Raw genomic sequence first — 26,898 nt, forward strand, 5'->3', positions numbered from 1 at the left:
CCCGACGCAACGAAATCGGGTCAATGCGCGCTCAGATAATCCTCGAGGACCGGCCCCACCACGGCCAGGACCTCGGGTTCGATCATCTGATTGTGCTCGCACTCGATCTTCACTTCCCGGATGCCTCCGGTGACGGAACTCCGCCACTCGTCCGGCGAATGCTGTTCCGTCGACGCCGATCCGGCGGCCGTGAAGAACAGCAGATCCCCGTCGAACACCTGCGGGCGGAAGTTGTTCATGATCCGCGAGGAGTTCGTGAATCCGGCGCTGATCCGCTCCAGGTGCTTCGGGGTCAGTCCCGTCTTCTGCCCGAACGCGTCGTCCAGCAACTCGACTGCCCGCTCGTAGGTGAGTTCCTCCTCGGAGACGGACTCGAGGTCCAGCCCGAGGCCGTGGAGCAACTCGGACACGGTGAGGCTCTCCGGGCCCTGGTCGGTCCCGTCGGTCACGTAGCTGTCCATGACGGCCAGCGTGTCGACCGCCTCCCCTTCCCGCCGCAGTTCGACGGCCATCGCGTGGGCGATGACGCCGCCGAGCGACCAGCCCAGCAGGTGGTAGGGCCCGTGCGCCTGGACCTTGCGCATCTCCAGCACGTACTGGTGCGCCAGCTGCTCGATCGACTCGAAGCTCGGGCCACCGCTGATGATCGGCAACTGCAGGCCGAACGCCGGCCGGTCCTGCGAGAGGTGCTGCAGGAGACCCGCGTAACCCCACGACAGCCCGATCCCGGGATGGATGCAGAACAGGGGCGGCTTGTCCCCTGTCGGCCGCAGCGGGATGACCACGCCGAGCGCCTCGTCGACCGGCGACCCGGCCGCGTTCTCGGTGTCGACGCGCAGTGCCAGACCGGCGGGGGTCGGGTCCAGGAACATGGATTGCAACGGGATCTGCCGTCCGAGGCGTTCCTGCAGCACCGTGATCACCCGGGTGGCGACGATCGAGTTGCCGCCGAGGTCGAAGAAGCTGTCGGCGGTGCCGACCCGGTCCACGCCCAGCACCTCGGCGAACGCCTCGACGATGATGTGCTCGGTCGCCGTCGTCGGGGCCCGGAAGGCCGCGCCGGTGGTGCCGAACTCGGGTGCGGGCAGCGCCTTGCGGTCGAGTTTGCCGACCGGGGTCATCGGGATCTGATCGAGGACGACCACCGCGGACGGGACCATGTGCGCGGGCAGGCGGTCGGCTGCGTGGGTACGCAACTCCGCCGGCTCGAGATCGTGTCCCTCGGCCGCCCGCACGTACGACGCGAGGAGCGTGTCGCCGGACGGTCCGGTGTGACCGATGGTGGCCGCGAACGCGACCGCGGGGTGGCGGGCGAGGACGGCGTCGATCTCACCGAGTTCGATGCGGAAGCCGCGGACCTTCACCTGGAAGTCGGTGCGGCCGATGTACTCGATGGTGTGGTCGCCGCGCCAGCGCACCACGTCGCCGGTGCGGTACATCCGGCGACCGGGCTCGCCGAACGGGCAGGCGACGAACCGCTCCGACGTCAGCGCCGACCGGTTGTGGTACCCGCGTGCCAGTCCGGGGCCGGTGATGTAGAGCTCGCCGGGCACACCGACCGGGACCGGCTGCAGGCGCTCGTCGAGGACCAGCGAACCGAATCCCAGCGCGGGGGCGCCGATGTTCACGACGCCACCCGGACGCATCGGGGCGCTGACGCTCGCCTGGATGGTCGTCTCCGTGGGCCCGTAGCCGTTGTGCATGTTGCGGTGCTTACCCCAGATCTCCACCAGCTCCGGCGGGCAGGCCTCACCGGCCACCGCGAGGACACGGAGCGATTCGAGTCCCACGTCCTCGATGGACGACAGCGCGGTGGGCGTGATGAACGCGTGCGTCACCGCGTTGCGCCGGAACAGGTCCGCCAGCTCCGTGCCACCGAAGACGGTGGGCGGCACGATCACGACCCGGGCCGACGCGCCGAACGCCATCATCAGCTCGAAGATCGACGCGTCGAAGCTCGGGGACGCCAGATGCGAGACCCGGGACTCGTGCGTGACCTGGAACCGTTCGTGCTCCTCCGCGGTGAGGTTGGCCATGCCGCGGTGAGTGACGATGACACCCTTCGGCTTACCGGTCGATCCCGACGTGTAGATCAGGTACGCCGGGTGGGCCAGATGGAGCGGGCGTGTGCGGTCGGCGTCGGTGACCGGCGCCGAGGAGACGGCCGCGACCTGCTCGGCGAAGGACTCGTCGTCGAGCACCAGCCACGACACGGTGTCCGGCAGGTTGTCGCGACGGCCGGCGACGGTCAGGCCGACGGACGCCCGGCAGTCGGTCAGCATGTAGTCGATGCGGTCCCGCGGGTAGGTCGGGTCGACGGGCACGAACGCCGCACCCGACTTCGCGACCGACCAGATCGACACGACTTCCTCGATCGATCGCGGCATTCCGATGGCCACGAACGTCTCCGGCCCGACTCCCTGGGCGCACAGCACCCGCGCCAGCCGGTTGGACCATTCGTCGAGTTCACGGTAGGTGACCTGCCGGTCCTCGAAGGACAACGCCACCGAATCGGGGTCGAGTGCCGCGGCGGCCGTGAGCAGGTCGGGCCACACCTCGGGGCGCACGTCGGGCTTGCCGCGCGCCGGGACCATCTCCTCGATCTCCGCCTCGTCGAGCAGCGGGAGGGTGCCGATCGGCCGGTCCGGGTCGGCGGTGACGGCCGCGAGGATCCGGACGAACCGGTCCGCGATCGAGCGTGCGGTCCCGCGGTCGAACAGGGAGACGGCGAAGTCGAGTCCGCCGGCGACACCCGCTGGCGCGCCGTCCTGATCGAACTGCTCGGCGAGGATCACCTCGAGGTCTTCCTTCACCACCTTGGTTTCGAGGTCCACGTTCTCGACCCGCAGATCCGGCAGTTCCAGCGTCGGGTTCTCGTTGTTCTGGAACTCGAGGGCCACCTGGAACAGGGGCGAGTACGACGTGGACCGGGTCGGGTTGAGCTCCTCGACGAGGCGCTCGAACGGCAGATCCGAGTGCTGGAACGCGGCCAGGTCCGTTTCCCGGATCCGCTGCACCAGTTCGGTGAACGTCGACGCCGGGTCGATCCGGTTCCGCAGGACCAGGGTGTTGACGAACATGCCGACCATGTCGTCGAGTGCGGCTTCACCGCGCCCGGCGACGGGGGTGCCGATGACGACGTCGTCGGTGCTGCCGAGCCTCGACAGCAGAACCGCCAGCGCGGCGTGGACGGCCATGAACATGGTGGCGTTGTTGGCCCGGGCCAGTGCCGTGAGCCGCTGATGGAGGTCGGCGTCGATCGCGAACTCGACCCGATCACCCTCGAACGTCTGCTGGATCGGGCGCGGCCGGTCGGTCGGCAACTGGATGACGTCCGGCACCCCGGCCAGCGTCTCCGACCAGAACCGCAACTGCTGGTTGATCATCGATTCGGGATCGTTCTCCGAGCCGAGTCCGGCATGCTGCCACAGCGTGTAGTCGGCGTACTGGACGTGCAGCGGATCCCACTGCGGGCCGTCGCCGCCGAGCCGTGACGTGTACGCCACCATGACGTCGCGGGCGAGCGGCGCCAGGGAGAATCCGTCCGCGCTGATGTGGTGCACCACGATCGTCAGCACGTGATGGTCGGGCGCAATCCGGAACAGGGCCGCGCGGACCGGCACGTCGGTGCTGACGTCGAACCCAAGGGACACCAGATCCATGATGTGCCGCGGCAAGTCCTCCGCCGCCACCGCGACGGTGTCGACGCCCGGTTGCGCATCGGCGGCGGGCAGGATCCGCTGGGTCGGTTCGTTGTCGACCGTCGGGAAGACGGTGCGCAGCGTCTCGTGCCGTTCGAGGACGTCGGCCATCGCCAGCCGCAGGGCGTCCTCGTCCAGGGTTCCGGTCAGCCGGACGGCCAACGGAATGTTGTAGGCCGGTGAGGACGTGTCGAATTGGTTGAGGAACCACATCCGCTTCTGCGCCAGCGACAGCGGAATCCGGTCGGGCCGTTCGACCGGCGCGAGGGCCGGGCGGGCGCCGCCGCTCACACTGTCGGCGACGCGTGCGGCCAGCGACCGGACGTCGGGGGCCTCGAACAGGGCACGCACACCGATGTCGGTGTCGAGGGCATCCCGCAACCGCGCCGTGACACGGGTGGCGACCAGCGAGTTTCCGCCGAGATCGAAGAAGTTGTCGTCGATACCGATCCGTTCGACACCGAGGACATCGGCGAAGATGTCCACGATCTTGCGTTCGAGGTCGTTGGTCGGCGGCTGGAACTCGGTGGTGGTGACGTGGAACTCGGGGGCGGGCAGCGCCGACCGGTCCAGTTTGCCCACCGGGGTCAACGGGATCTCGTCCAGGAACATGACGCTCGTCGGCACCATGTGCGCGGGGAGCCGGGTCGACAGGTGCGCGGTGAGTTCGGCCGGATCGACGCCGCCGGCCGTGTTGGGCAGCAGGTAGGTCACCAGCACCGTGTCACCGGACGGGCCGGGAACACCGAGGGTCGCGGCGAAGCTGACCCCGGGGAACGTGGCGATCTCGTTGTCGATCTCGCCGAGTTCGATGCGGAAACCGCGGATCTTCACCTGGAAGTCGCTGCGGCCCACGTACTCGACGGTGTGGTCGGCGCGCCACCGGACGATGTCGCCGGTGCGGTACATCCGCTCCCCCGCCTCCCCGAACGGGTTGGCGACGAACCGCTGGCTGCTCAGTTCCGGGCGCCGGTGGTAGCCGCGGGCGAGACCGGCACCGGTGATGTACAGCTCGCCGGGCACCCCGACGGGCACCGGCTGGAGACGTGAATCCAGCACGAGCTCACCGACTCCGCGGATCGGGCCGCCGAGGGTGATGGGGTCGCCCACCGTCATCGGGTCACTGATGTTCGCCATCACCGTGGTCTCGGTGGGTCCGTACGCGTTGGACAGTTGCCGGCCGGGCGCCCAGCGGGTCACCAGTTCCGGCGGGCACGCCTCGCCGCCGAACACGACGTGCTGGAATTCGTCGAGCCCCGTCGGGTCGACCGTGGACAGCGCCGCGGTGGTGACGAACGCGTGGGTGACGTGTTCGGACCTGATCAGTTCGGCCAGTTCCGCTCCGCCGTACACCGTTGGCGGGGCGATCACCATCGTGGCGCCGACCCCGAAGGCCTGCAGGTACTCGAACACCGACCCGTCGAAGCTGGGCGTCGAGAAGTGCAGGGTGCGGGACGTCTGCGCGGCGGCGAAACGCTGCCGCTGGTCCTCGGCGAAGTTGTCGAGGCCCTCGTGGGTGACCACGACGCCCTTCGGCTTCCCCGTCGAACCGGAGGTGTAGACGATGTAGGCGGCGTTGTCGAGGCTTATCGGCGACCGCCGATCCGAATCGGCCACCGGCAGAGCCGGTTTCGACTGGCAGGCCTTTTCGAATTTGGGCGAGTCGAGCTGCAGCCACGGCACCGAGTCGGGCAGCGCCTTCTCGTACGCGGCCATGGTCAATCCGATGGTGGCACCCGAATCGGTGAGCATGTGCTCGATGCGGTCCATCGGGTAGTTCGGGTCGACGGGGACGAATGCGGCACCCGTCTTGGCCACCGCCCACACGGCGAGGACCGACTCGATCGATCGGGGAATGCCGAGCGCCACGAACGTCTCCGGGCCGGCGCCGCGGGAGATGAGCACCCGCGCGAGCTGGTTGGAGCGTTCGTTGAGCTCCCGGTAGGACACGTTGCGGCCCTCGAACGTCAGCGCCGTGCGGTTCGGATCCAGGGCGGCCGCGTCCTCGAAGATCTGCGGCAGCGTCCGGACGGAGAACCCGGGACGGCCGCGCACCGGCGCGAACTCGGCGAGTTCGGCCTCGGTGAGCAGTTGCATGTGGGCGAGCGGAATCTCGGGTCGGTCGGCGAGGGCGTCGAGCACCCGCTGCAGCCGGTCCGCGATCTCGTCGACCGCGCTTTCCTCGAAGACCTCGGGGAGGTACTCGAACTTGAAGTTCAGCCGCGCGTCCCCGGAGGCGACGACGGCGAGCGGGTAGTGCGCGGAGTCTTTGCCGTCGATGCCGGTGACGAACATCCCGGCGATGTCGGTCTGTTCCGTCAGCCCCGCCTCGTCGACCGGGTACGACTCGAACACGGTCAGCGTGTCGAAGGCACCGCCGCCGCCGACCGCCGACTGGATGTCGGTCAGACCCAGGTAGTGGTGATCGAGCAGTGCGGCCTGTTCGCTCTGCACACGTTCGAGCAGCTCGCCCAGCGACTCCCACGGGTCGAGGGTCACCCGCACCGGCAGGGTGTTGATGAACAGACCCACCATCGATTCGATGCCCGCGATCTGCGGCGGCCGGCCCGAGACCGTACCGCCGAACACCACGTCGGAGCGGCCGATCAAGCCGCCCAGCACGATTCCCCACGCCGTCTGGACGACGGTGTTGAGGGTGAGCCCGCGTTCCCGGCTCAGGTCCCGCAACCGGGTGGTCTGCTCCACCGACAGTGTGAAGGCGGTCTCCTCCGCGACGACGGAGTGCGCCTCACCCCGCTCCAGCGGGGCAAGGAGGGTCGGCCCCTCGACCCCGTCGAGCGCGGTGCGCCAGGCGTCGAGGGAGTCCGTGGTGTCGTGGCGCTTCATCCACGACAGGTAGTCGCGGTAGGAGTGGACCCGGGGCAGCAGGCTGCCGTCGGCGTCCAACGCGTACAGCGTCAGCAGGTCGCGGATGACCAGCGGAGTCGACCAGCCGTCGAGCAGGATGTGGTGGTTGGTCAGGATCAGCCGGTAGTCCTCCTCGGTGAGCCGGACGAGGGCCAGCCGCAGCAGCGGCGCGTTCGCCATGTCGAACTTCACCGACCGGTCCCGTGCCACGATCCGGTCGTATTCGCGGGTGGTCTCGTCGGGGTCGAGTGCCGAGAGGTCGAACTCCGACCACGGCAGTTCCACGTGCTGCTGGATGATCTGCGCGGAGGCGCCCGCACTGTCGTGGACGAACGCGGCCCGCAGGTTGGGGTGCCGGTCCAGCAGGGCCTGTCCGGCCCGGCGGATCCGGTCCGGGTCGATGTTTCCGCGCAGTTTCAGCGCCAGCTGCACCAGGTACGGGTCGACCGAGGCGTCCGAGAACTGGGCGTGGAACAGCAGCCCGGACTGCAGCGGTGACAGCGACCAGATGTCCGACAGTGCCGGGAACCGGGCCTCGAGCCGGTCGATCGCGTCCTGGTCGAGGGTGACCAGGTCCAGATCGGACGGGGTCACACCGCCGGCGTCGGGCCGCGCGACGTGGGTGGTCAGCGCGGTCAGCGCCTGCACCCACAGGTCGGCGAGTGCGCGGACCTCGGACGGGGTGAGGACCCCGGTCGGGAACGCCCACGTGGCCCGCAGCCGGTTGCCGTCGGCCCCGGTGCCGGTGACGGCGTTGATGTCGAGCGCCGACGCCACCGGGATGTCGGAGGCGGGGATGTCGTCGAGCTTCGTGTCCGTCACCGGAACCCAGGCGTGACCGTGGATGTCGGTGGACGTCGCGCCGCCCAGCCGGCCCAGGTAGTTGAACGTGACCTGCGGCTTCGCCAGCGCCCGCAGTTGATCCGCGCTCTCCGGGTCCAGGTAGCGGAGCATGCCGTAGCCGATGCCGTGATCCGGGATGGCCAGCAACTGTTCCTTGATCGCCTTGACCGCGGACCCCGCGGCCTTGCCACCGGCGAACGCGTCGTCGAGGTCGATGCCCGACAGGTCCAGGCGCACCGGGAACATCGCCGTGAACCAGCCGACGGTGCGGCCCAGGTCGGCGCCCGGCAGCACCTGGTCCTCGCGGCCGTGGCCTTCGAGGCTGACCAGCGATTCGCGCGTGAAGTCGCCCTGGGTGCGCCGCCACTGGGCCAGTGCCAGCGCCAGCGCGGTGAGCAGTCCGTCGTTGACGCCGCCGTGGAACGCCTCGGGAACACGCGTGAGCAGTGCGTCCGTCACGTCGGCGGGCACCTCCACGGTCACCTTCTCGACGGTCCCGGCCACGTCGACCGCGGCGTCGAGCGGACGCGATCCGATGAGCGGGTCGTCGGCCTCGAGCACCCGGCGCCACAGTTCGATCTCGCCGGCGCGTTCGCGTGTCGCCTCGACGAGGCCGTGCGACCAGCGCCGCATCGACGTGCCGACCGGTTCGAGGGCCGGTTCCTGACCGGCGGAGACCTGCGCCCACGCGGTCGCCAGGTCGGGGACGAGGATCCGCCACGACACACCGTCGACCACCAGGTGGTGGGCCACGACCAGCAGCCGCCCGCCCTCGTCGCCGGCGTCGAACCACACCATCTGCAGCATGACCCCGGCCTCGGGGTCCAGTCGTCCTGCCGCGGCATCGAGTTCACGGGTCGCGACCTCCGCGAACCCGGAACCGACCACCGACGCGACCTCGACGCGGTGCAGCACGTCGTCGACGTCGACCGCGCCCACGGCCTGCACCTCGATCCGCCACTGCGGCTCGGCACCGAGGAGACGCGCCCGCAGCATGTCGTGGTGATCCACGACGGCCGCGATCGTGCGCTTCAGCAGTGTCTCGTCGGCCGCGGCGGGCAGGGACAGCAGCGCGGTCTGGGTGTAGCGGCGGAAGTCGCCGCCGCGTTCGAGCAGCCACGCGGTGATCGGGGTGACCGGCATCTCGCCGATCCCGCCGCCCGGCAGTTCGTCGAGGACCACCACGTCGGCGGCGCCCGCCCAGGAGGCGGCCTCGGCGAGCGTGGCAACGGTCTTGGCCTCGAACACGTCCCGCGGGGTGAGCACCACGCCGGCGGCCTTCGCCCGGGCCACCAACTGGATCGACATGATGCTGTCGCCGCCGAGTGCGAAGAACGAGTCGTCCACACCCACCGATTCCAGACCGAGTACCTCGGCGAACAGACCGGCAAGGACGGTTTCCATCTCCGTGGCCGGGGCGCGGCCCGCCGACACCCGGGCCCCGAAGTCGGGTTCCGGCAACGCGCGGCGGTCGAGTTTGCCGTTGCTCGTCAACGGCAGTGCGTCGAGCACCACCAGGGTGGCGGGCACCATGTACGAGGTGAGCTGGGTGCCGACGAACTCGAGCGCGGACGACACCTCGACGGTGGCGCCGGATTCCGGAACCACGTAGCCGATCAGCCGGTGACCGCCGTGCCCGTCGTCGCGGGTGAGGACGACGGCCTGGGCGATGCCGCGGTACCGGAGCAGCGCGGATTCGATCTCGCCGAGTTCGATGCGGAAACCACGGATCTTGACCTGGAAGTCGCTGCGGCCCAGGTACTCGAGCTGGCCGTCGGTGTTCCAGCGCGCCAGGTCACCCGTGCGGTACATCCGGGCCCCGGGCCGGAGCGGGTCGGCCACGAACCGGGTCGAACTGAGCCCGGCCCGGCCGAGGTAGCCGCGGGTCACCTGGTCACCCGACACGTACATCTCCCCGATGGTGCCCGGGGGAACCGGGTGCAGGCGCCGGTCGAGGACGTGGACGTGCAGCCCGGCGATTCCGCGGCCGATCACGCTGGCCGACGCGGACTCGGCGAATTCGCGGTCGAGCGCGAGGTAGCTGACGTGGACCGTCGTCTCGGTGATGCCGTACATGTTCACCAGCGTCGGGGCGGAGTCGTCGTGCCGCGAGTACCAGCGGCCGAGCTGTCCGAGGTCGAGCGCCTCACCACCGAAGATCACGTACCGCAGGGCCAGTGCCGCCGCGTTCACGTCGATCTCCGAGACGATGCGGTCGGTCTCGGCGAGCTGGTAGAACGCGGTCGGGGTCTGGTTGAGTACGGTGACCTGCTCGTTCCGCAGGAGTTCGTGGAACATTTCCGGCGACCGCGCCGTGTAGTAGTCGACGACGACGAGTCGGCCGCCATAGAGCAGCGGACCCCACAGCTCCCACACGGAGAAGTCGAACGCGTACGAGTGGAACATCGTCCACACGTCGTTCTCGTCGAACCCGTACAGCGGCTGCGTGTTCGCGAACAGCGTCAGCACGTTGCGGTGCGAGACGACCACGCCCTTGGGGCGGCCCGTCGACCCGGAGGTGTAGATGACGTACGCCACCGACGCGGAGTCGAGCGGCGCCAGCCGGTCGGCGTCGGTGATCGTCGCCGGCGACTGCTGCGCGAGGTCGGCGGTGGTCTCGGGGTCGTCGAGCAGGATCGCCGGGGTCTCCGAATCCGGCAGGGCGGAGACGTCCCCCGTGGTGGTGATGACACAGTTCGGTGCGGCGTCCTCGAACACGAACGCCAGCCGGTCCGCCGGGTAGGTGATATCGACGGGCAGGTAGCCGCCGCCGGTCTTGATCACCGCCAGCAGGGCGATGATCAGATCGCAGGTGCGTGGAAGCGCCACGGCCACCAGCGTTTCCGTCCCCACTCCCTGGGAGATGAGCAGGCGGGCCAGCCGGTTCGACCGGGCGTCGAGCTCCGCGTACGTCAGTGCCACGTCCTCCGACGTCACGGCCGTGGCGTCGGGGAACCGGGCCACGCTCTGGGCGAACCGGTCCGCGAGGGTGTCGGTGCCCGCGTCGAGTCCGGCGGTGTTCCATTCGGTCGCCATCGCCGACCGCTCGGCGGCGTCGGTGATCACGATGTCCCCGACCGGGGCCAGCGGGTCGGAGGTGACGGCACCGAGGATGCGCAGGAACCGGTCGGCGAACGTCCGGACGGTGCCGGCGTCGAACAGATCGGTGGCGAAGATGAACGACGCGGCGATACCCGACGCCACCCCGTCCGCGTCGAATCCTTCCTCGACGCTGAGCTGCAGGTCGAACTTGGCGACCTCGAGATCGAAATCGACGGCGGCCGCGGTCAGTTCCGGGAGCTCGAGCCGCGGCGTCTCGTTGTTCCGGAACTCGAGCAGCGCCTGGAACAGCGGCGAGTGCGCGGTGGAGCGCTCCGGCGCGAGAACGTCGACGAGCCGCTCGAACGGCAGGTCCGAATGGTGGAACGCGGCCAGGTCGGTGGCCCGCACCTGATCCATCAGGGCGCCGAAACCCGCCGCCGGGTCGACAGCGCTCCGCAGCACCAGGGTGTTGACGAACATGCCGACCATGTCGTCGAGTGCCGCGTCACCGCGGCCGGCGATGGGTGTGCCGACCGCGATGTCCTCGGTCGACGAGAGCGCCGACAGCAGCACCGACAGGGCCGCGTGGACGGCCATGAACATGGTGGAGTTGTGCTTGCGCGCCAACGCCGCCAGCGCCCGGTGCACGTCCGCCGGAATCGTGAAGTCGACCTGCGCACCGCGGAACGACTGCTGGACCGGCCGCGCCCGGTCGGTGGGCAGCTGCAGGAGTTCGGGCAGGTCGGCCAGCTGATCCGTCCAGTACCGGAGTTGCTGGGAGATCAGCGATTCGGCGTCGCTCTCGTCGCCCAGCAGTTGCAGCTGCCACAGGGTGTAGTCGGCGTACTGCACCGACAGTGGGTTCCACTGCGGTGCGCTCCCCGCGATGCGGGCGGCGTAGGCGGTCATGACGTCCCGGGCGAGCGGGGTGAGCGAGAACCCGTCGGCGCAGATGTGGTGCACCACGATGACGAGCACGTGGTCGTCGGGGGCGAGTGCGAACAGCGCCGACCGCATCGGCACGTCGGCCGTCACGTCGAAGCCGGCGGTCGCGAGACCGGCGATGTGCTCCCTCAGTTCGTCCTCGGACACCTCGACGATCTCGAGGTTCGGCGTCCACTGACCCGGCGAGAGGACCACCTGGGTCGGTTCGCCGTCGTGGGACGGGAACACGGTCCGCAACGATTCGTGGCGGACGAAGACGTCCGTCACCGCCGCGCGCAGCGACTCCACGTCCAGGTGACCGGTCAGCCGCACGGCCAGGGGAATGTTGTAGGCCGCCGACGACGTGTCGAACTGGTTGAGGAACCACATCCTCTTCTGCGCCAGGGACACCGGCACGTGCGCGGGCCGCGGCATCGGGCCGAGCGGGATCCGGACGTGGGCGCCGTCCTGCGCGGGTGCGAATGCCGTCGACTCGATGAGGCGAGCCAGCTGATGGATCGTCGGCGCCTCGAACAGGGTGCGGACACCGATGTCGGTGTCCAGTTCCGCGGTCAGGCGCGCGGCGACACGGGTCGCGATCAGCGAGTTTCCGCCGATGTCGAAGAAGTTGTCGTCGATGCCGACCCGTTCGATGCCCAGGACGGTGGTGATGACGTCGGCGATCGTGTGTTCGAGGACCGTCGACGGCGGCCGGAAGTCGTCCGACGTGGGCAGGAACTGCGGTTCGGGCAGCGCTGCCCGATCGAGCTTGCCGACGGGGGTGAGCGGGATCTCGTCCAGGATCATGATGCTGGACGGCACCATGTGTGCGGGCAGCAGGTTCGCCGTCCACTCCTTCAGTTCCGGCGGTTCGAGTGCCGACTCGGTCTCCGGCAGCACGTAGGAGACGAGTACGGTGTCGCCGGCGGGGCCGGGACGCCCGAGGGTGACGGCGAACGCCACGGACGAATGCGCGGCGAGCGCGCTGTCGATGTCGCCGAGCTCGATGCGGAACCCGCGGATCTTCACCTGGAAGTCGGTGCGGCCCAGGTATTCGACCGTGTGATCGGACCGCCACCGCGCGAGGTCGCCGGTGCGGTACATCCGGTCGCCCGGCCCGCCGTAGGGGTTGGCGACGAACCGCTCGCTGGTCAGCCCGGCGCGTGCATGATAGCCGCGGGCCAGGCCCTCACCGGAGATGTAGAGCTCGCCGGCGACGCCGACGGAGACCGGTTGCAGCCGCGAGTCGAGAATCACCTCGGAGACGCCGCGGACGGGGGCACCGATGGTGACCGTCTCCCCCGCCTGCAGGTGGTCGCTGAGGTTGCTCATGATGGTGGTCTCGGTGGGACCGTAGCCGTTGTACATGGTGCGGCCCGGCGCCCAGCGGGTCACCAGTTCCGGCGGGACGGCCTCGCCGCCGGCGACCACGTTCTGGAACACGTCGAGCCCCTCGGGGTCGACGGAGGCCAGCGCCGCGGGGGTGACGAACCCGTGGGTGACGCTCTCGCTGCGGATCAACTCCGCGAGTTCCTCGCCGCCGTACACGGACGGCGGCACGATCACCATGGTCGCGCCGACGGCGAACGACAGCAGGTATTCGAGGACCGAGGCGTCGAAGCTCGGTGAGGAGAAGTGCAACGCCCGCGACGTGGAATCGGTCGCGTAGCGGGTCCGCTGCTCCTCGGCGAAATTGTCGAGACCGCGGTGGCTGACCACCACGCCCTTCGGCTTGCCGGTGGAGCCGGACGTGTAGATGACGTACGCCGGGTGTGCGAAGCGCAGGGGCGCGACGCGGTCGTCGTCGGTGACGGTGTCGGTGGACATCGCCCGAACGGCCGTCGCGGTCTCGGCGTCGTCGAGGGTCAGCCAGCTGACCGCGTCGGGGAGCCGGCCGTGGTCGGCGTCCAGGCGGAGACCGAACGTGCACCCGGAATCCGTGACCATGTGCTCGACCCGCTCACGCGGGTAGGTCGGATCGACCGGAACGAACGCCGCGCCGGTCTTGGTGATCGACCAGACCGCCAGGACCGATTCGATGGACCGTGAGATACCCAGGGCCACGATGTCTTCCGGGCCGACGCCGCGGTCGATGAGCAGACGCGCGAGCTGGTTGGACCGTTCGTCCAGTTCCCGGTAGGACATCCGGCGGTCCCCGAACACGAGTGCGGTCGCGTCCCCCGCGGCGGCGGCCGTGTCGGTGAACATCTGCGGCAGTGTTCGCACGGAGCGGCCGGACGGGCCGCGGGCCGGAACCAGTTCGGCCTCCTCGACGTCGGTGAGCAGACGCAGCTGCGCCAGTTTCATCCCGGGATGCTCGGCGAGCGCGATCAGCGCCCGGACGATCCGGTCGCCGATCCGCTCCACGTCGGCCCGGTCGAACAGCTCCTCGACGTACTCGAGCTTCAGCTGCAGGTTCTCGTGCGCCGAGGCGATCAGCGCGAGCGGGTAGTGGGCGGCGTTCGCGCTGTCGTGCACGTCGAGGACGTGCATGCCGGCGATGTCGGTCTGCTCGGTCAGCCCTTCCCGATCGACGGGATACGACTCGAACACGGTCAGCGTGTCGAAACCGGCACCGGGACCGGCCACCGACTGAATGTCCGTCAGTCCGACGTAATGGTGGTCGAGCAGCGCGGCTTGCTCGCCCTGGATGCGTTCGAGCAACTCCCCCAGCGTTTCCCGCGGGTCGAGAACCACGCGCACCGGCAGGGTGTTGATGAACAGGCCCACCATCGACTCGATCCCCGCGATCTGCGGAGGCCGACCGGACACCGTCCCACCGAAGACCACATCGGAGCGACCGACCAAGCCGCCCAGCACGATTCCCCACGCGGTGCGGATCAGGGTGCTGAGGGTCAGACCGTGCTCGCGTGCGAGCACACTCAGCTGATCGGTCCGGTCGACGTCGAGTTCGACGAGCAGTTCATTGGACTGCGTGTCGCTCTGCACCGACGCGTCGGCGGGCGCGAGCAGCGTCGGCTCCTCCACCCCGGCGAGGGCACGCCGCCACACACCGAGGGAGTCCTCGGTGCTGCGGTGCGACATCCACGCGAGGTAGTCGCGGTACGGGTGCACCCGCGGCAGCGCCGTGGCGTCACCCTCCGTGGCGTACAGGGTCAGGAGGTCGCGGATCAGCAGCGGCATCGACCAGCCGTCGAGCAGGATGTGGTGGTTGGTGATGATCAGGCGCTGCTCGTCCCCACCGATCTGGATCAGCATGAACCGCAACAGCGGCGGGGTGGCCATGTCGAACCCGCGGCGCCGGTCGGCGTCGAGGAGTCGCACGATCTCGGCCTCGCGGCTCTCCGCGTCCAGCCCGGACAGGTCGATCTCCGTCCAGGGCAGCTCGGCGTACCCGTGGATCGCCTGAACCGGGGTGCCGCCCTCGTCGTAGACGAACGACGCCCGCAGGTTCGCGTGCCGGTCGAGCAGGGCCTGCCCGGCCACCCGCATGCGGGACGGCACGGCACCGCGCAGTTCGAGAGTCACCTGCACCGTGTACGAGTCGATCGTCTGATCGGCCAGCAGTGCGTGGAAGAGCAGTCCGGACTGCAGCGGCGACAGCGACCAGATGTCGGACAGCGCCGGGAAGCGCGATTCGATGCGGTCGATGGCGTCCTGGTCGAGGCTGACCAGTTCGAGGTCGGACGGGGTCACGCCGCCGGCGTCGGGGCGGGCCGCGTACGTGGTGAGCGCGGTGAGCGCCCGGACCCACAGTTCGGCGAGTTCCCGGACCTCGGCGACGGTCAGGACACCGGCCGCGTACGCCCAGGTGGCGCGCAGTTGAGGCCGGTCCTCCACCTCGGTGGTGACCGCGTTGACGTCGATGGCCGAGGTGACCGGGGTGTCGAGGTCCTGCGCACGGTCCATGTCGACTTCACCGGTCGGCGTCCAGCCGGCGCGGGTGGCCGCCTCGGACAGGTCGGCGGCGAAGCGTCCCAGGTAGTTGAAGCTGATCTGCGGCAGCGAGCGGGCCGCGAGCAGCGGGGCGGTGTCGGCGTTGAGGTACCGCAGCATGCCGTAACCCATGCCGTGATCCGGGATCGCGAGCAGTTGTTCCTTGATCGCCTTGATCGCGGAGCCGGCGGCCTTTCCGCCGTCGAACGCGTCGTCGAGGTCGATGCCGGACAGGTCGAGACGCACCGGGAACATCGCTGTGAACCAGCCGACGGTGCGGCCCAGATCGGCGCCCGGCACGACCTGGTCTTCACGGCCGTGACCCTCGAGGCTCACCAGGGTCCCGTCGACGGACCGGCCGTGCAGGGTGTGGCCGCGGGTGCGCCGCCACTGGGTGACCGCCATCGCCAGCGCGGTGAGGAGTCCGTCGTTCACGCTGCCGTGGATGGCCTCCGGCAGGGCCGTGAGGACGGCTTCGCTGACCTCGGCGGGCAGCTGCACGGTGACGCGGCCGACGGTCGCGTTGACGTCGATGTCGGGGTCGAGCGGGCGGCTGCCGACGAGTGGGTCCTCGCAGTCGAGGATGCGCTGCCACAGGTCCAGTTCGGCTGCCCGGTTCGCCGCCTCGTCGACCAGTCCGTGCGCCCACCGGCGCATGGACGTGCCGACCTGTTCGAGGACCGGTTCCTGGCCTGCCGAGATCTGCGCCCAGGCGGTCGCGAGGTCGGGGACGAGGATGCGCCACGACACACCGTCGACGACGAGGTGATGCGCGACGACGAGCAGGCGGCCGCCGGATTCCCCGGCGTCGAACCACACCACCTGCACCATGACGCCGGCCGCGGGATCGAGTCGGTCCAGCGCGGCGTCGAGTTCCGCGATCACCGTCGCCGCGAACGCCGGGGTTCCCGGGGCCGTGGACACGGGGACCCGGCGGATCAGGTCCTGTGCGTCGACCGCGCCGACCGGGCGGACGGCGAGGTGCGAGTCCTCGGCGGAGACGATCAGCTGCGCGCGCAGCATGTCGTGCCGGTCGAGGACGGCTTGGAACGTGGCGCTCAGGGGTTCGAGTTCGCGCAGGTTCGGCGGTGCGGTCAGCAGCGCCGACTGCGACATGCGGTTGAACTCGCCGCCCCGTTCGAGCAGCCACTTCGTGATCGGGGTGGTCGGCATGTCGCCGACTCCGCCACCGGGCAGTTCGTCGAGGACGACGATGTCGGCGGCCCCCACCCACGACGCCACCGCGGCGAGACCGGCAACGGTCTTGGCCTCGAACACGTCCCGCGGGGTCAGCACCACACCCGCCGCCTTCGCGCGGGCCACCAACTGGATCGACATGATGCTGTCGCCGCCGAGGGCGAAGAACGAGTCCTCGACACCGGCCGATTCCAGACCGAGGACCTCGGCGAACAGTCCGGCGAGCACCTCCTCCATCTCCGACACCGGCGCGCGGCCGGTCGACACCCGGGCGCCGAAGTCGGGTTCCGGCAGCGCGCGGCGATCCAGCTTGCCTGCGGGGGTGAGCGGCAACTCGTCGAGGACGATCAGCGCGGACGGCACCATGTACGGGGCGAGGAATCCGCCGACGAAATCGAGGACGGCTTCCGGGTCGAGTTCCGCGCCCGCCGTGGGGACGAGGTACCCGACGAGCCGGTTGGCTCCGGTGCTGCCCTGGTGCGCGGACACCACCGAACGGGCGACCCCCGGGTAGCGCGTGAGGGCGGTCTCGATCTCGCCGAGTTCGATGCGGAAACCGCGGATCTTCACCTGGAAGTCGCTGCGGCCCAGGTACTCGAGCTGGCCGGCACCGTTCCAGCGCGCCAGGTCGCCGGTCCGGTACATGCGGGCCCCGAGGCCGCCGTACGGGTTGGCGACGAAACGCTCCGCCGTCGTGCCCGCCCGGTCCTTGTAGCCGCGGGCCAGACCGGAACCGGTGACGTACAGTTCGCCGGTCACCCCGTTGGGCACCGGGTGCAGGCGTGAATCGAGCACCATCTCCCCGGTTCCCATCGGCGGACGGCCGATGGTGACGCCCTCACCGGGAATCATCGGTCCCGTCACGCTGGACACGACCGTCGCCTCGGTGGGGCCGTAGGCGTTGAACATCCGCCTGCCCCCGGTCACCCACTGCGCCACCAGCTCCGGCGGGCACACGTCGCCGCCGGTGGCGACGCACTCGAGCTGGTCGAGGCCCGCGGGGTCCACGGACGCCATGGCCGCCGGGGTGACGAACGCGTGCGTGACCCGGCCTTCCCGGAGCACGTCGGCGAGTTCGGTGCCGCCGATGACGGACGCCGGAGCGATCACCATGGTCGCGCCGGAGCCGACCGCGAGCAGCAATTCCAGGATCGACGCGTCGAAGCTCGGCGACGAGAAGTGCAGCGTGCGCGACCGCGGCGTGACCCCGAAGCGGACGCGTTCGTCGGTGGCGAAGTTCGCCAGGCCGCGGTGGGTGACGACGACGCCCTTCGGGGTGCCGGTGGACCCGGACGTGTAGATCAGGTAGGCCGGGTTCTCCAGCGCGAGCGGGTGTGTCCGGTCGGCGTCGGTGACGACCGCGGCGGAGTGCGCGCTCACCTCGTCGTCGAATCCGGGTGCGTCGACCACGACGTAGGACGTGCAGTCCGGCAGCGTGGGACGGAACTCGGCGACGGTGAGCGCGAGCGCCGCACCGGAGTCGCTGAGCATGTGGACGATCCGGTCGGTCGGGTAGTTCGGGTCGACCGGGACGAACGCGGCACCCGTTTTGGCGACGGCCCACAGTGACAGCACCGACTCCGGCGACCGCGCCAGCGCCAGCGCCACCACCGATTCCGGGCCGATGCCGCGCCCGATCAGCAAGCGGGCGAGACGGTTCGACCGCTCGTCGAGATCGCGGTACGTCACCTCACGGCCCTCGTAGGACAGCGCGGCCGCCTTGGGATCCACGGAGGCCGCGGCCGCGAGCAGTTCGGGCAGGGTCCGCGGTTCGGCGTCGGGCCCGTCCATCACCGGGGTGAGGGCCGCACGTTCGGACGCCACCATCAGGTCGATGTCACCGACGGCCATGCCCGGTTCGGACGTCACCGCGTCGAAGATCCGCTGCAGGTAGTCGGCGAAGCCGGCGATCGTGGACGCGTCGAACAGGCTCGACGCGTACGTGAAGGCCGCGGAGATCCCGGCGGGCTCCCCCGACACCCCGAATTCCTCGGTGAGGGTGAGTTGCAGGTCGAAGTTGGAGATGTCGGTGGCCAGGTCGAGGCCGGTGACGGTCAACCCGGGCAGCTCCAGCCGCGGGCGCTCGTTGTTGCGGAACTCGAGCACCACCTGGAACAGCGGCGAATGCGACGTCGCGCGTTCGGGTGAGATCGCGTCGACCAGCCGCTCGAACGGCAGATCCGCGTGGTGGAACGCGCTCAGGTCGGTGTCGCGGACCGTGGACAGCAGATCGGTGAACGTGCCGGCCGGTTCGACCGGGGTGCGCAGCACCAGGGTGTTGACGAACATGCCGACCATGTCGTCCAGGGCGGCGTCGCCACGACCTGCGATGGGGGTGCCCACCGACACGTCGTCCGTGTCGCCCAGCCGCGCCAGGAGCACGGCGAGCGCCGCGTGCACGGCCATGAACACACTCGAATTGTGTTCGCGAGCAGTCGTGATCAACCGGCCGTGCACCTGCGGGTCGATGCTGAACGAGTGGATGCCGCCGCGCATCGACTGCTGCACCGGCCGGGGGTGGTCCGTCGGCAGCGCGAGGAGTTCCGGAAGCCCGGCGAGCGTGTGCGTCCAGTAGTCGAGCTGGGCGGCCAGCAGGCTGTCGGGGTCGTCGGCGTTGCCGAGCACCCGGTGCTGCCAGAGCGCGAAGTCGGCGTACTGCACCGGCAGCGGCGTCCAGTCCGGTGCCTGTCCCCCGGTGCGGGCCGCGTAGGCGGTCATCACGTCCCGGGCGAGCGGGGCCATGGAGAAGCCGTCGGCGCTGATGTGGTGGACGACGATGACGAGAACGTGCTCGCCGGGATCGGTACGGAACAGGGCGGCGCGCACCGGCACCGACACGGTGACGTCGAACCCGGCGCCCGCGAGTCGCGAGATGTGCTCGGGCAGTTCTGCTTCCGTCGTCGCGATCGGCGACAGATCGGGCACCACGTCCTCGGTCGGCAGGATCACCTGGACGGGTTCGCCCTCCACCATCGGGAACCGGGTGCGCAACGACTCGTGCCGGTCCATCACGTCGGCGACGGCGTCCTGCATCGCGTCCTCGTCGAGGTCGCCCGTCAACCGCACCGCGAGCGCGATGTTGTAGGCCGGGGAGTCGAGGTCGAACTGGTTGATGAACCACATGCGCTTCTGCGCCAGCGAGACCGGCAGTCGGTCGGGGCGCACCCCGGCCACCAGCGGCGGGCGTTCGGCCCCCTGAACGGCCTCGGATTCGATCCGGGTTGCCAGGGTCGCGACGGTCGGGGCGTCGAAGATCTCCCGGACCCCGATCCGGCTGCCCAGCGCGGCGTTCACCCGCGCCACCAGCCGGGTGGCCACCAGTGAGTTGCCGCCGAGGTCGAAGAAGCTGTCGTACACACCGATCCGGGGCGCGTCGAGCAGATCCGCGAAGATCGACGCGAGGATCTCCTCGATCGGGTTCCGCGGGGTGACGAATTCTGCGGACGGGCTGAGGAACTCCGGCTCGGGCAGGGCTCCCCGGTCCAGCTTGCCGGTCGCCCCGAGCGGGAACCGGTCGAGCACGATGATCCGGGTCGGCACCATGTAGGCGGGCAGCGCCTCCGCCGCCGCGTCGCGCACGACGGCGGTGTCGATGTCGGCGCCGGCCACGGGAATCACGTAGCCGACAAGGCTTTCGCCGGTGGCCTCGCTGCGGTGCACGGTCACGACCGCCTGCGCCACCGACGGGTGCGCCAGCACGGCCGCCTCGACCTCGCCGAGTTCGATGCGCTGACCGCGGAGCTTGACCTGGAAGTCGCGGCGTCCGATGTACTCGATGTTGCCGTCGGCACGCCAGCGGACGACGTCGCCGGTGCGGTACATCCGCTGTCCCGGCGCGCCGAACGGGTTCGCCACGAACCGGTCGGACGTCAGATCGCTGCGGCCGACATAGCCGCGGGCCAGCTGGATGCCGGCCAGGTACAGCTCGCCGTGCACGCCGACCGGCACGGGGTGCAGCCGGGAGTCGAGGACGTACACCTGCGTGTTCCACACGGGCGCCCCGATCGGGACCGAGGCCCGGTCGCCTTCCGTGCACTCCCAGTAGGTGACGTCGACCGCGGCCTCCGTCGGGCCGTACAGGTTGTGCAGCGCCGCGGACCCGAATTCCCGGAACGCGTCGGCGGTGGCGGGCGGCAGCGCCTCACCACTGCAGAACACCTGGCGCAGCGAACCGCAGAGTTCCGGTTCGGCGCCTGCCGTGAACACCGCGAGCATCGACGGCACGAAGTGCATGGTGGTGACCTGGTGGTCGGCGATGATGTGGGACAGGTAGGTCGGGTCGCGGTGACCGTCCGGCGCGGCGAGGACGAGTCGCGCACCGACCTCGAGGGGCCAGAACAATTCCCACACGGACACGTCGAACGTGACGGGTGTCTTCTGCAGCACCACGTCCGTGTGGTCCATCCGGTACGTGTCCTGCATCCACAGCAAGCGGTTCACGATCGCGCGGTGGCTGACGGCGACCCCCTTGGGACGGCCCGTCGATCCGGACGTGTAGATCACGTAGGCGGTCGAATCGGGGTGGATCGGACCGCCCCGCTCGGCGTCGGTGATCGGGGTACTCGGCCGCCGGGACAGGTTCAGGGTGTCGATCTCGATCACGGACGCACCGGCCGCGCCGTCGACGCCCTCGCACCGGTCGCGGGAGGAGGTGAGAACGCATGCGGGCTCGGCGCTCTCGATCACGTAGGCGATTCGCGAGGCGGGGTGATCGGGGTCGAGCGGAACGTACGCTGCCCCGGTCTTCTCGACCGCGTAGATCGCGATCATCAGCTCGAGTGAACGGCGCAGGGCGATGGCGACCCGGGATTCGGGTCCGACGCCGCGGGCAAGGAGTTCGCGTGCCAGCCGGTTGGCGCGGGCATCGAATTCCGCGTACAGCAGTTCCTCTTCGGCGAACACGACGGCCACGGCGTCCGGGGTCCGGGCCACCTGCGCCTCGAACAGGCTGACCAAGGTCGCCGAGTCCGGCACGGCGACGTCCGTGTCGATCCACTGCTCGAGCATCCGGTGGGTCTCGTCCGCACCGATCAGGTCGATATCGCCGACCTTCGCGTCCGAACCGGCGGTGACGGTCTCGAGCAAGGTGACGAAGCGTTCGGCCAGCGCCGTCATCGTCGGCGGGTCGAACAGTTCCGACGCGTACGAGAATTGGACGTCGATCGCACCCGGGGCGCCGGATTCCTCGGTGTGCTCGGTGAGGATGACCTGCAGGTCGAACTTGGCGGCGCCGGTCTCGAGGGCCTCGACCTCCACGTCGAGCCCGGGCAGCTCGAGCCGCGTGTTCGCGAATCCCTGCAGCACCAGCATCACCTGGAACAGCGGTGAATGTGCCTCGGAGCGGGTCGGCTTCAGTTCGTCGACGAGCCGCTCATACGGCAGATCGGTGTTGCTGAACGCCTCCAGATCCACGGAGCGGGTGTGGGAGAGGATCTCGGGGAAGCTCCGATCGGGGTCGACGGTGGTGCGCAGGACGACGGTGTTGACGAACATGCCGACGACGTCGTCGAGTTGGCGTTCGCCACGACCGGAGACCGGGGATCCGATCGACACGTCGGACGAGCCGCTCGACCGGGACAGCAGGACCGCGAGGGCGGCGTGCACCACCATGAACAGGCTGGCGTCGTTGGCGCCCGCGATCTCGAGCAGCGCGGCGTGGATGCGCGCCGGGATCGAGAAGTCGGCGGTGGCGCCGATCATCGACTGCCGGGCCGGGCGCGGCCGGTCGGTCGGCAGGTCCATGACCTCGGGGGCGCCGTCGAGCGTGCGGGCCCAGAACGCCAGCTGGCGGGCGAGGAGGCTCGTCGGATCGTCGGGGGAACCGAGCAGCTCGCGCTGCCACACCGCGAAATCGGCGTACTGCACCTCGAGCGGTGCCCACTGCGGCGTGTCGCCTGCGGCGCGGGCGTGGTAGGCCACCATCACGTCCCGGGTCAGCGGTGTCATCGACAGGCCGTCGGCGGCGATGTGGTGCACCACGAACACCAGCACGTGATCGTCGGTCGCGGTGCGGTAGAGCTCCGCCCGGATCGGCGGTTCGACGGTGACGTCGAAACCGGTTGCGGCGTCGGCGATCAGGCGGGATTCGAGCTCGTTCTCGGCCACCTCGACCGCGTCGAGGTGCGGGCTCACCTCGGCGACCGGCAGAACCACCTGAATGGGACCGTTGGGGGTGTTCGGGAACACCGTCCGCAGCGACTCGTGCCGGGCGAGGACGTCACTCACCGCGGTCCGCAGCGCGTCCACCTCGAGCGTGCCGCGCAGCCGGATGCCGACGGGAATGTTGTATGCGGGCGAGGCCGTGTCGAGCTGGTTGATGAACCACATCCGCTGCTGCGCCAGCGACACCTGCACCGGGCCGGACCCGGCCCGCGGAGCGAGCACGGGGCGGGCGGAGGTGCGGGGCCCGAGAGCGTCGACGCGGGCACTGAGCAACGCGACGCTGGGCGCCTCGAACAGATCGAGCACCCCGATCTCCGTGCTCAGGGCCGCGTTGACCCGGGACACCACGCGAGTCGCGACGAGGGAGTCGCCGCCCAGGTCGAAGAAGCTGTCGTCGACGCCGATGCGCTCGACTCCCAGAAGCGCCGCGAACACCTCCGCGATCTGCATCTCGGTCGGGGTCACCGGCGCCCGGTAGACGGTGGAGGTGGCCTCGAACTGCGGTTCCGGCAACGCCTTCCGGTCGAGTTTGCCCGCCGGGGTCAGCGGGACCTCGCGGAGCACCATCACCCGGGCGGGCACCATGTGCGCGGGCAGCGCGGCCGCGGCGTGCTCGAGGATGTCGCCGACGACGATGTCCGTCCCGCCCTCGGGGAGCACGTACGTCACCAGCACGGTGTCGCCGGACGGTGCGGTCCGTCCGACCGTGGTCGCGAACGCCACACTCGGATGCGAGCGGACGACGGCGTCGATCTCGCCGAGTTCGATGCGGAACCCGCGGATCTTCACCTGGAAGTCGGTGCGGCCCAGGTATTCCAGCTGTCCGGCAGCGTTCCACCGTGCCAGGTCGCCGGTGCGGTACATCCGCTCGCCGGGCGCCCCGTGGGGGTCGGCGACGAACCGTTCGGCCGTCGGGATCGACCGATTGTGGTACCCGCGTGCCACACCGTCACCGGTGATGTACAGCTCACCGGGGACCCCTCTCGGGACGGGGTGCAACCGCGAATCGAGCACCAGCAGAGCGCAACCGCGGGACGGGCGGCCGATCGTCACCGGTTCACCGACCGTCAACGGTCCGGCCACGCTCGCGACGACGGTGGCCTCGGTCGGGCCGTATGCGTTGAACATGACCCGCCCCGGCGCCCACTGCGCCACCAGCGCAGGAGGACAGCTCTCACCACCGGTGACGACGCACCGGATGTGGTCGAGGCCGGTCGGATCGACGGATGCCAGCGCGGCGGGGGTCACGAACGCGTGCGTCACCCGTTCCCGACGCAACAGGTCCGCGAGTTCGGTACCGCCGTACACCGTCGACGGCGCCACCACCATCGTGGCGCCGGCACCCACCGCGAGAAGCAGTTCCAGGATGGACGCGTCGAAACTCGGTGAGGAGAAGTGCAGGGTGCGGGACTCCGCGGTCACGGCGAACCGCTGCCGCTCGTCCTCGGCGAAATTGGCCAGGCCGATGTGAGTGACGACGACACCCTTGGGTGTGCCGGTGGAACCGGACGTGTAGATCAGGTAGGCCGGATCCGCGGTCCGCAGCGGCCGCAGGCGGTCGGGGTCGGCGACCGTGCCGGCCGCGTGCTGCGCCAGGTCCCGGCCGAACGACGCGTCGTCCATCACGAACCACGGCGTGATCTCCGGCAGCGACGACCGGTGCGCCGCCACGGTGAGACCGACGACCGCACCGGAATCGGTGAGCATGTGCTCGATGCGATCGGGCGGATAGTTCGGGTCGACCGGGACGAACGCGGCCCCGGACTTCGCGACCGCCCAGGTGGCCAGCACCGATTCGATCGACCGCGCGATCGCCAGCGCCACAACCGAACCCGGTCCCACACCGTGTCCGATCAGCATGCGGGCGAGACGGTCCGACTGCGCGTCGAGTTCGGGGTAGGTCAGGGTGCGTCCCTGGTAGACGAGGGCGTCCCCGTCGCCGCCCGCCTCGACGGCGCGCGCGAGCAACGCGGGCAGCGTGCGGGGCTCGACCGACGGTTCGTCGCGGACCGGCGCGAGTTCCGCGTATTCGACCTGCTCGAGGAGGTCGACGTCCCCGATCGGTGCGGCGGGGTCCGCCGTCACCGTCTGCAGGATGCGAACGAAGCGCGCGGCCAGGGCCTCCGCGCCGGCGCGGTCCCACACGTCCGTCGCGAACCGCAACCGGCCGATGATGCCGCCCGTCTCCGATTCGGTGAGGGAGAACACGAGATCCAGCCCCAGCGCGCGGTGTTCGCGCTGGATCGGGCTGACCGTCACGTCCCCGGACGAGTAGTGCGGATGGCCACCGTCGGTGAATTCGAGCATCACCTGGAACAGGGGGGCGTGCGAGGGATCGGATTCGGCCCCGAGGGTGGCGACGAGATCGTCGAAGGGCAGCGCCGCATGCGCGAACGCGGCCCGGTCGGCGTCCCGGACCCGGCTCAGGTGGTCGACGAACGACGTTGCGGTGTCCACCTGCGACCGCAGGACGGTCTTGTTGAAGAATGCTCCGGCTTCCGGGTCGTCGGAGTCGGAAGCCTCGCGCCCGACGACCGGCGTTCCGATCACGACGTCGTCGGTGTCGCCCAGCCGGCCCAGGAGTACGGCCAGCGCGGCGTGCAGCGTGGTGAAGATCCCGGTGCCCGCCTCCTCGGCAAGCAGTGCCGCGCGGCGCTGCACGTCCGCGTCGACGGCGAACCCGACCACCTCGCCGGCCCCGGCCCGCTCAACCGGACGCGGCCGATCCAGTGGCAGTGCCGTCACCTCCGGCAGGCCGGCCAACTCCCGCTTCCAGAACGCGAGCTGGGCCTCCCGCTCGAGGAACCGCGCGCCGAGGCGCGCACTCTCGGCGTGAATGTCGGCGGTCCGTGTCTGCGGCTCGGCCGTGACGAACTCCTCGACCAGTTCCACGAACCTGCGGTGGTGGGCGCGCAACTCCTCCGAGCCGTACCGGTTGGGGTTGCCGCGGAAATCGAGGAGCGTCTGCCCGTCACCGCTCTGATAGATGTTGACCAGCAGGTCGTCCACCGGGCCCGATGTCACGATGTGGTACTCGCCCGTGACCGTGCCGAGAGTGAACGCCTGGTGGAACAGCATGACGTTCACCATCGGGCCGGCGAGGCCCTCCGCGGTCCCGGCGAGCCCGGCATCGCGGCGGATGTCCTCGAGGCTGCACCGCTGATGGCGTAGCGCACCCATCAGTTCGAGCTGCGTTCGCTGCACGAGCTCGGCCACCGTGTCCTCCGGGCGGACGGTGATCCGCAGCGGGGCGACGTTGACGAGCATGCCACCGGAACGCTGCAACGGCGCCGTGGTGCGCGCCGACACCGGCAGGTTGATGAGCACGTCCCGCTTGCCCGTCATCCGGGACAGATAGCAGGCGAACCCGGCGAGCAGTACCGCCGCCGACGTGGCGCCGACCCGCTGATCCGACTCTCCGAGGAAACCCAGTGCGGTGTCGGAGATCTTCGCGCTCTCGAGCCGGCTCTTCGCCGCCGCGGGCGCGTCGTGGGTGGCGAGCGTCGACCCGTGCTCGATGCCGACAATGCGTTCGGCCCAGTACAACCGGTCGTTCTCGAAGCGGCTCGACGCCCGGTACTTCTGGTCCAGCTCGTAGAGGTCGCGCAGATCCAGCGCACGGTTCGGTTCCGGTTCGGTGCCCTCGACCGCCGCCGTGTACAGCGCCGCGATCCGGTTCACCATGGTCATACCGCTGTATCCGTCGAGCGCGACGTGGTGAATCCTGGTGTACCACAGGTAGTGCTGCTCACCGACCTGGAGAACGTTCATCTCGACGAGCCGGTCCCGGGTGAGCCGGAGCGGCGTCGCGTAATCCTCGTCGATCCACACCTGCGCGGCAGCCATCGGGTCGGACTCGCCCCGGAAGTCGAGGAAGCCGATCGACGGGTCGATGCTGAAATCGACCGCCTGGTAGGGCTCCCCGTCGACGTCCAGCAGTCGCAGGAACGGCGACTGGAACTCCTGACCCGCCCGGACCGCCGCATCGCTCAACAGGTCCAGGTCGATCTCGCCCCGCAACTCGATGTACTGGGCGATGAACTTCGGAACGGTGGGGCTCAGTTGTTGGGCGAACCACATGCTGCGTTGCACCGAGGAGAGCGGGAAGGCCCCTTCGGGAACGTTCACATCTTCGGCGCCGTTATTCGGCTGCGGCGAATTCACAGTCGTCATCTCGTTCCCCCAGCGGGTAGAAGACCTTGGATGCGCAAGTCCTGCGCGTGAGACGGACCAACCGACGCCGGTCTCCCACGCTGTACTGATC

At 69.8% G+C, this 26,898-nt stretch carries 1 protein-coding gene; it reads right to left on the bottom strand.

Annotation, left to right across the window (positions count from 1 at the left end):
- Positions 1 to 20: 20 nt before the first annotated feature.
- Positions 21 to 26,807 (bottom strand): non-ribosomal peptide synthase/polyketide synthase, encoded by a 26,787-nt coding sequence (locus tag QM841_RS14340; protein ID WP_283332478.1) that lies wholly within the window; start codon positions 26,805 to 26,807, stop codon positions 21 to 23.
- Positions 26,808 to 26,898: the final 91 nt, after the last annotated feature.

It is taken from the genome of Rhodococcus sp. IEGM 1307 (assembly GCF_030056915.1).
GTDB classification, from domain to species: domain Bacteria; phylum Actinomycetota; class Actinomycetes; order Mycobacteriales; family Mycobacteriaceae; genus Rhodococcus_F; species Rhodococcus_F opacus_D.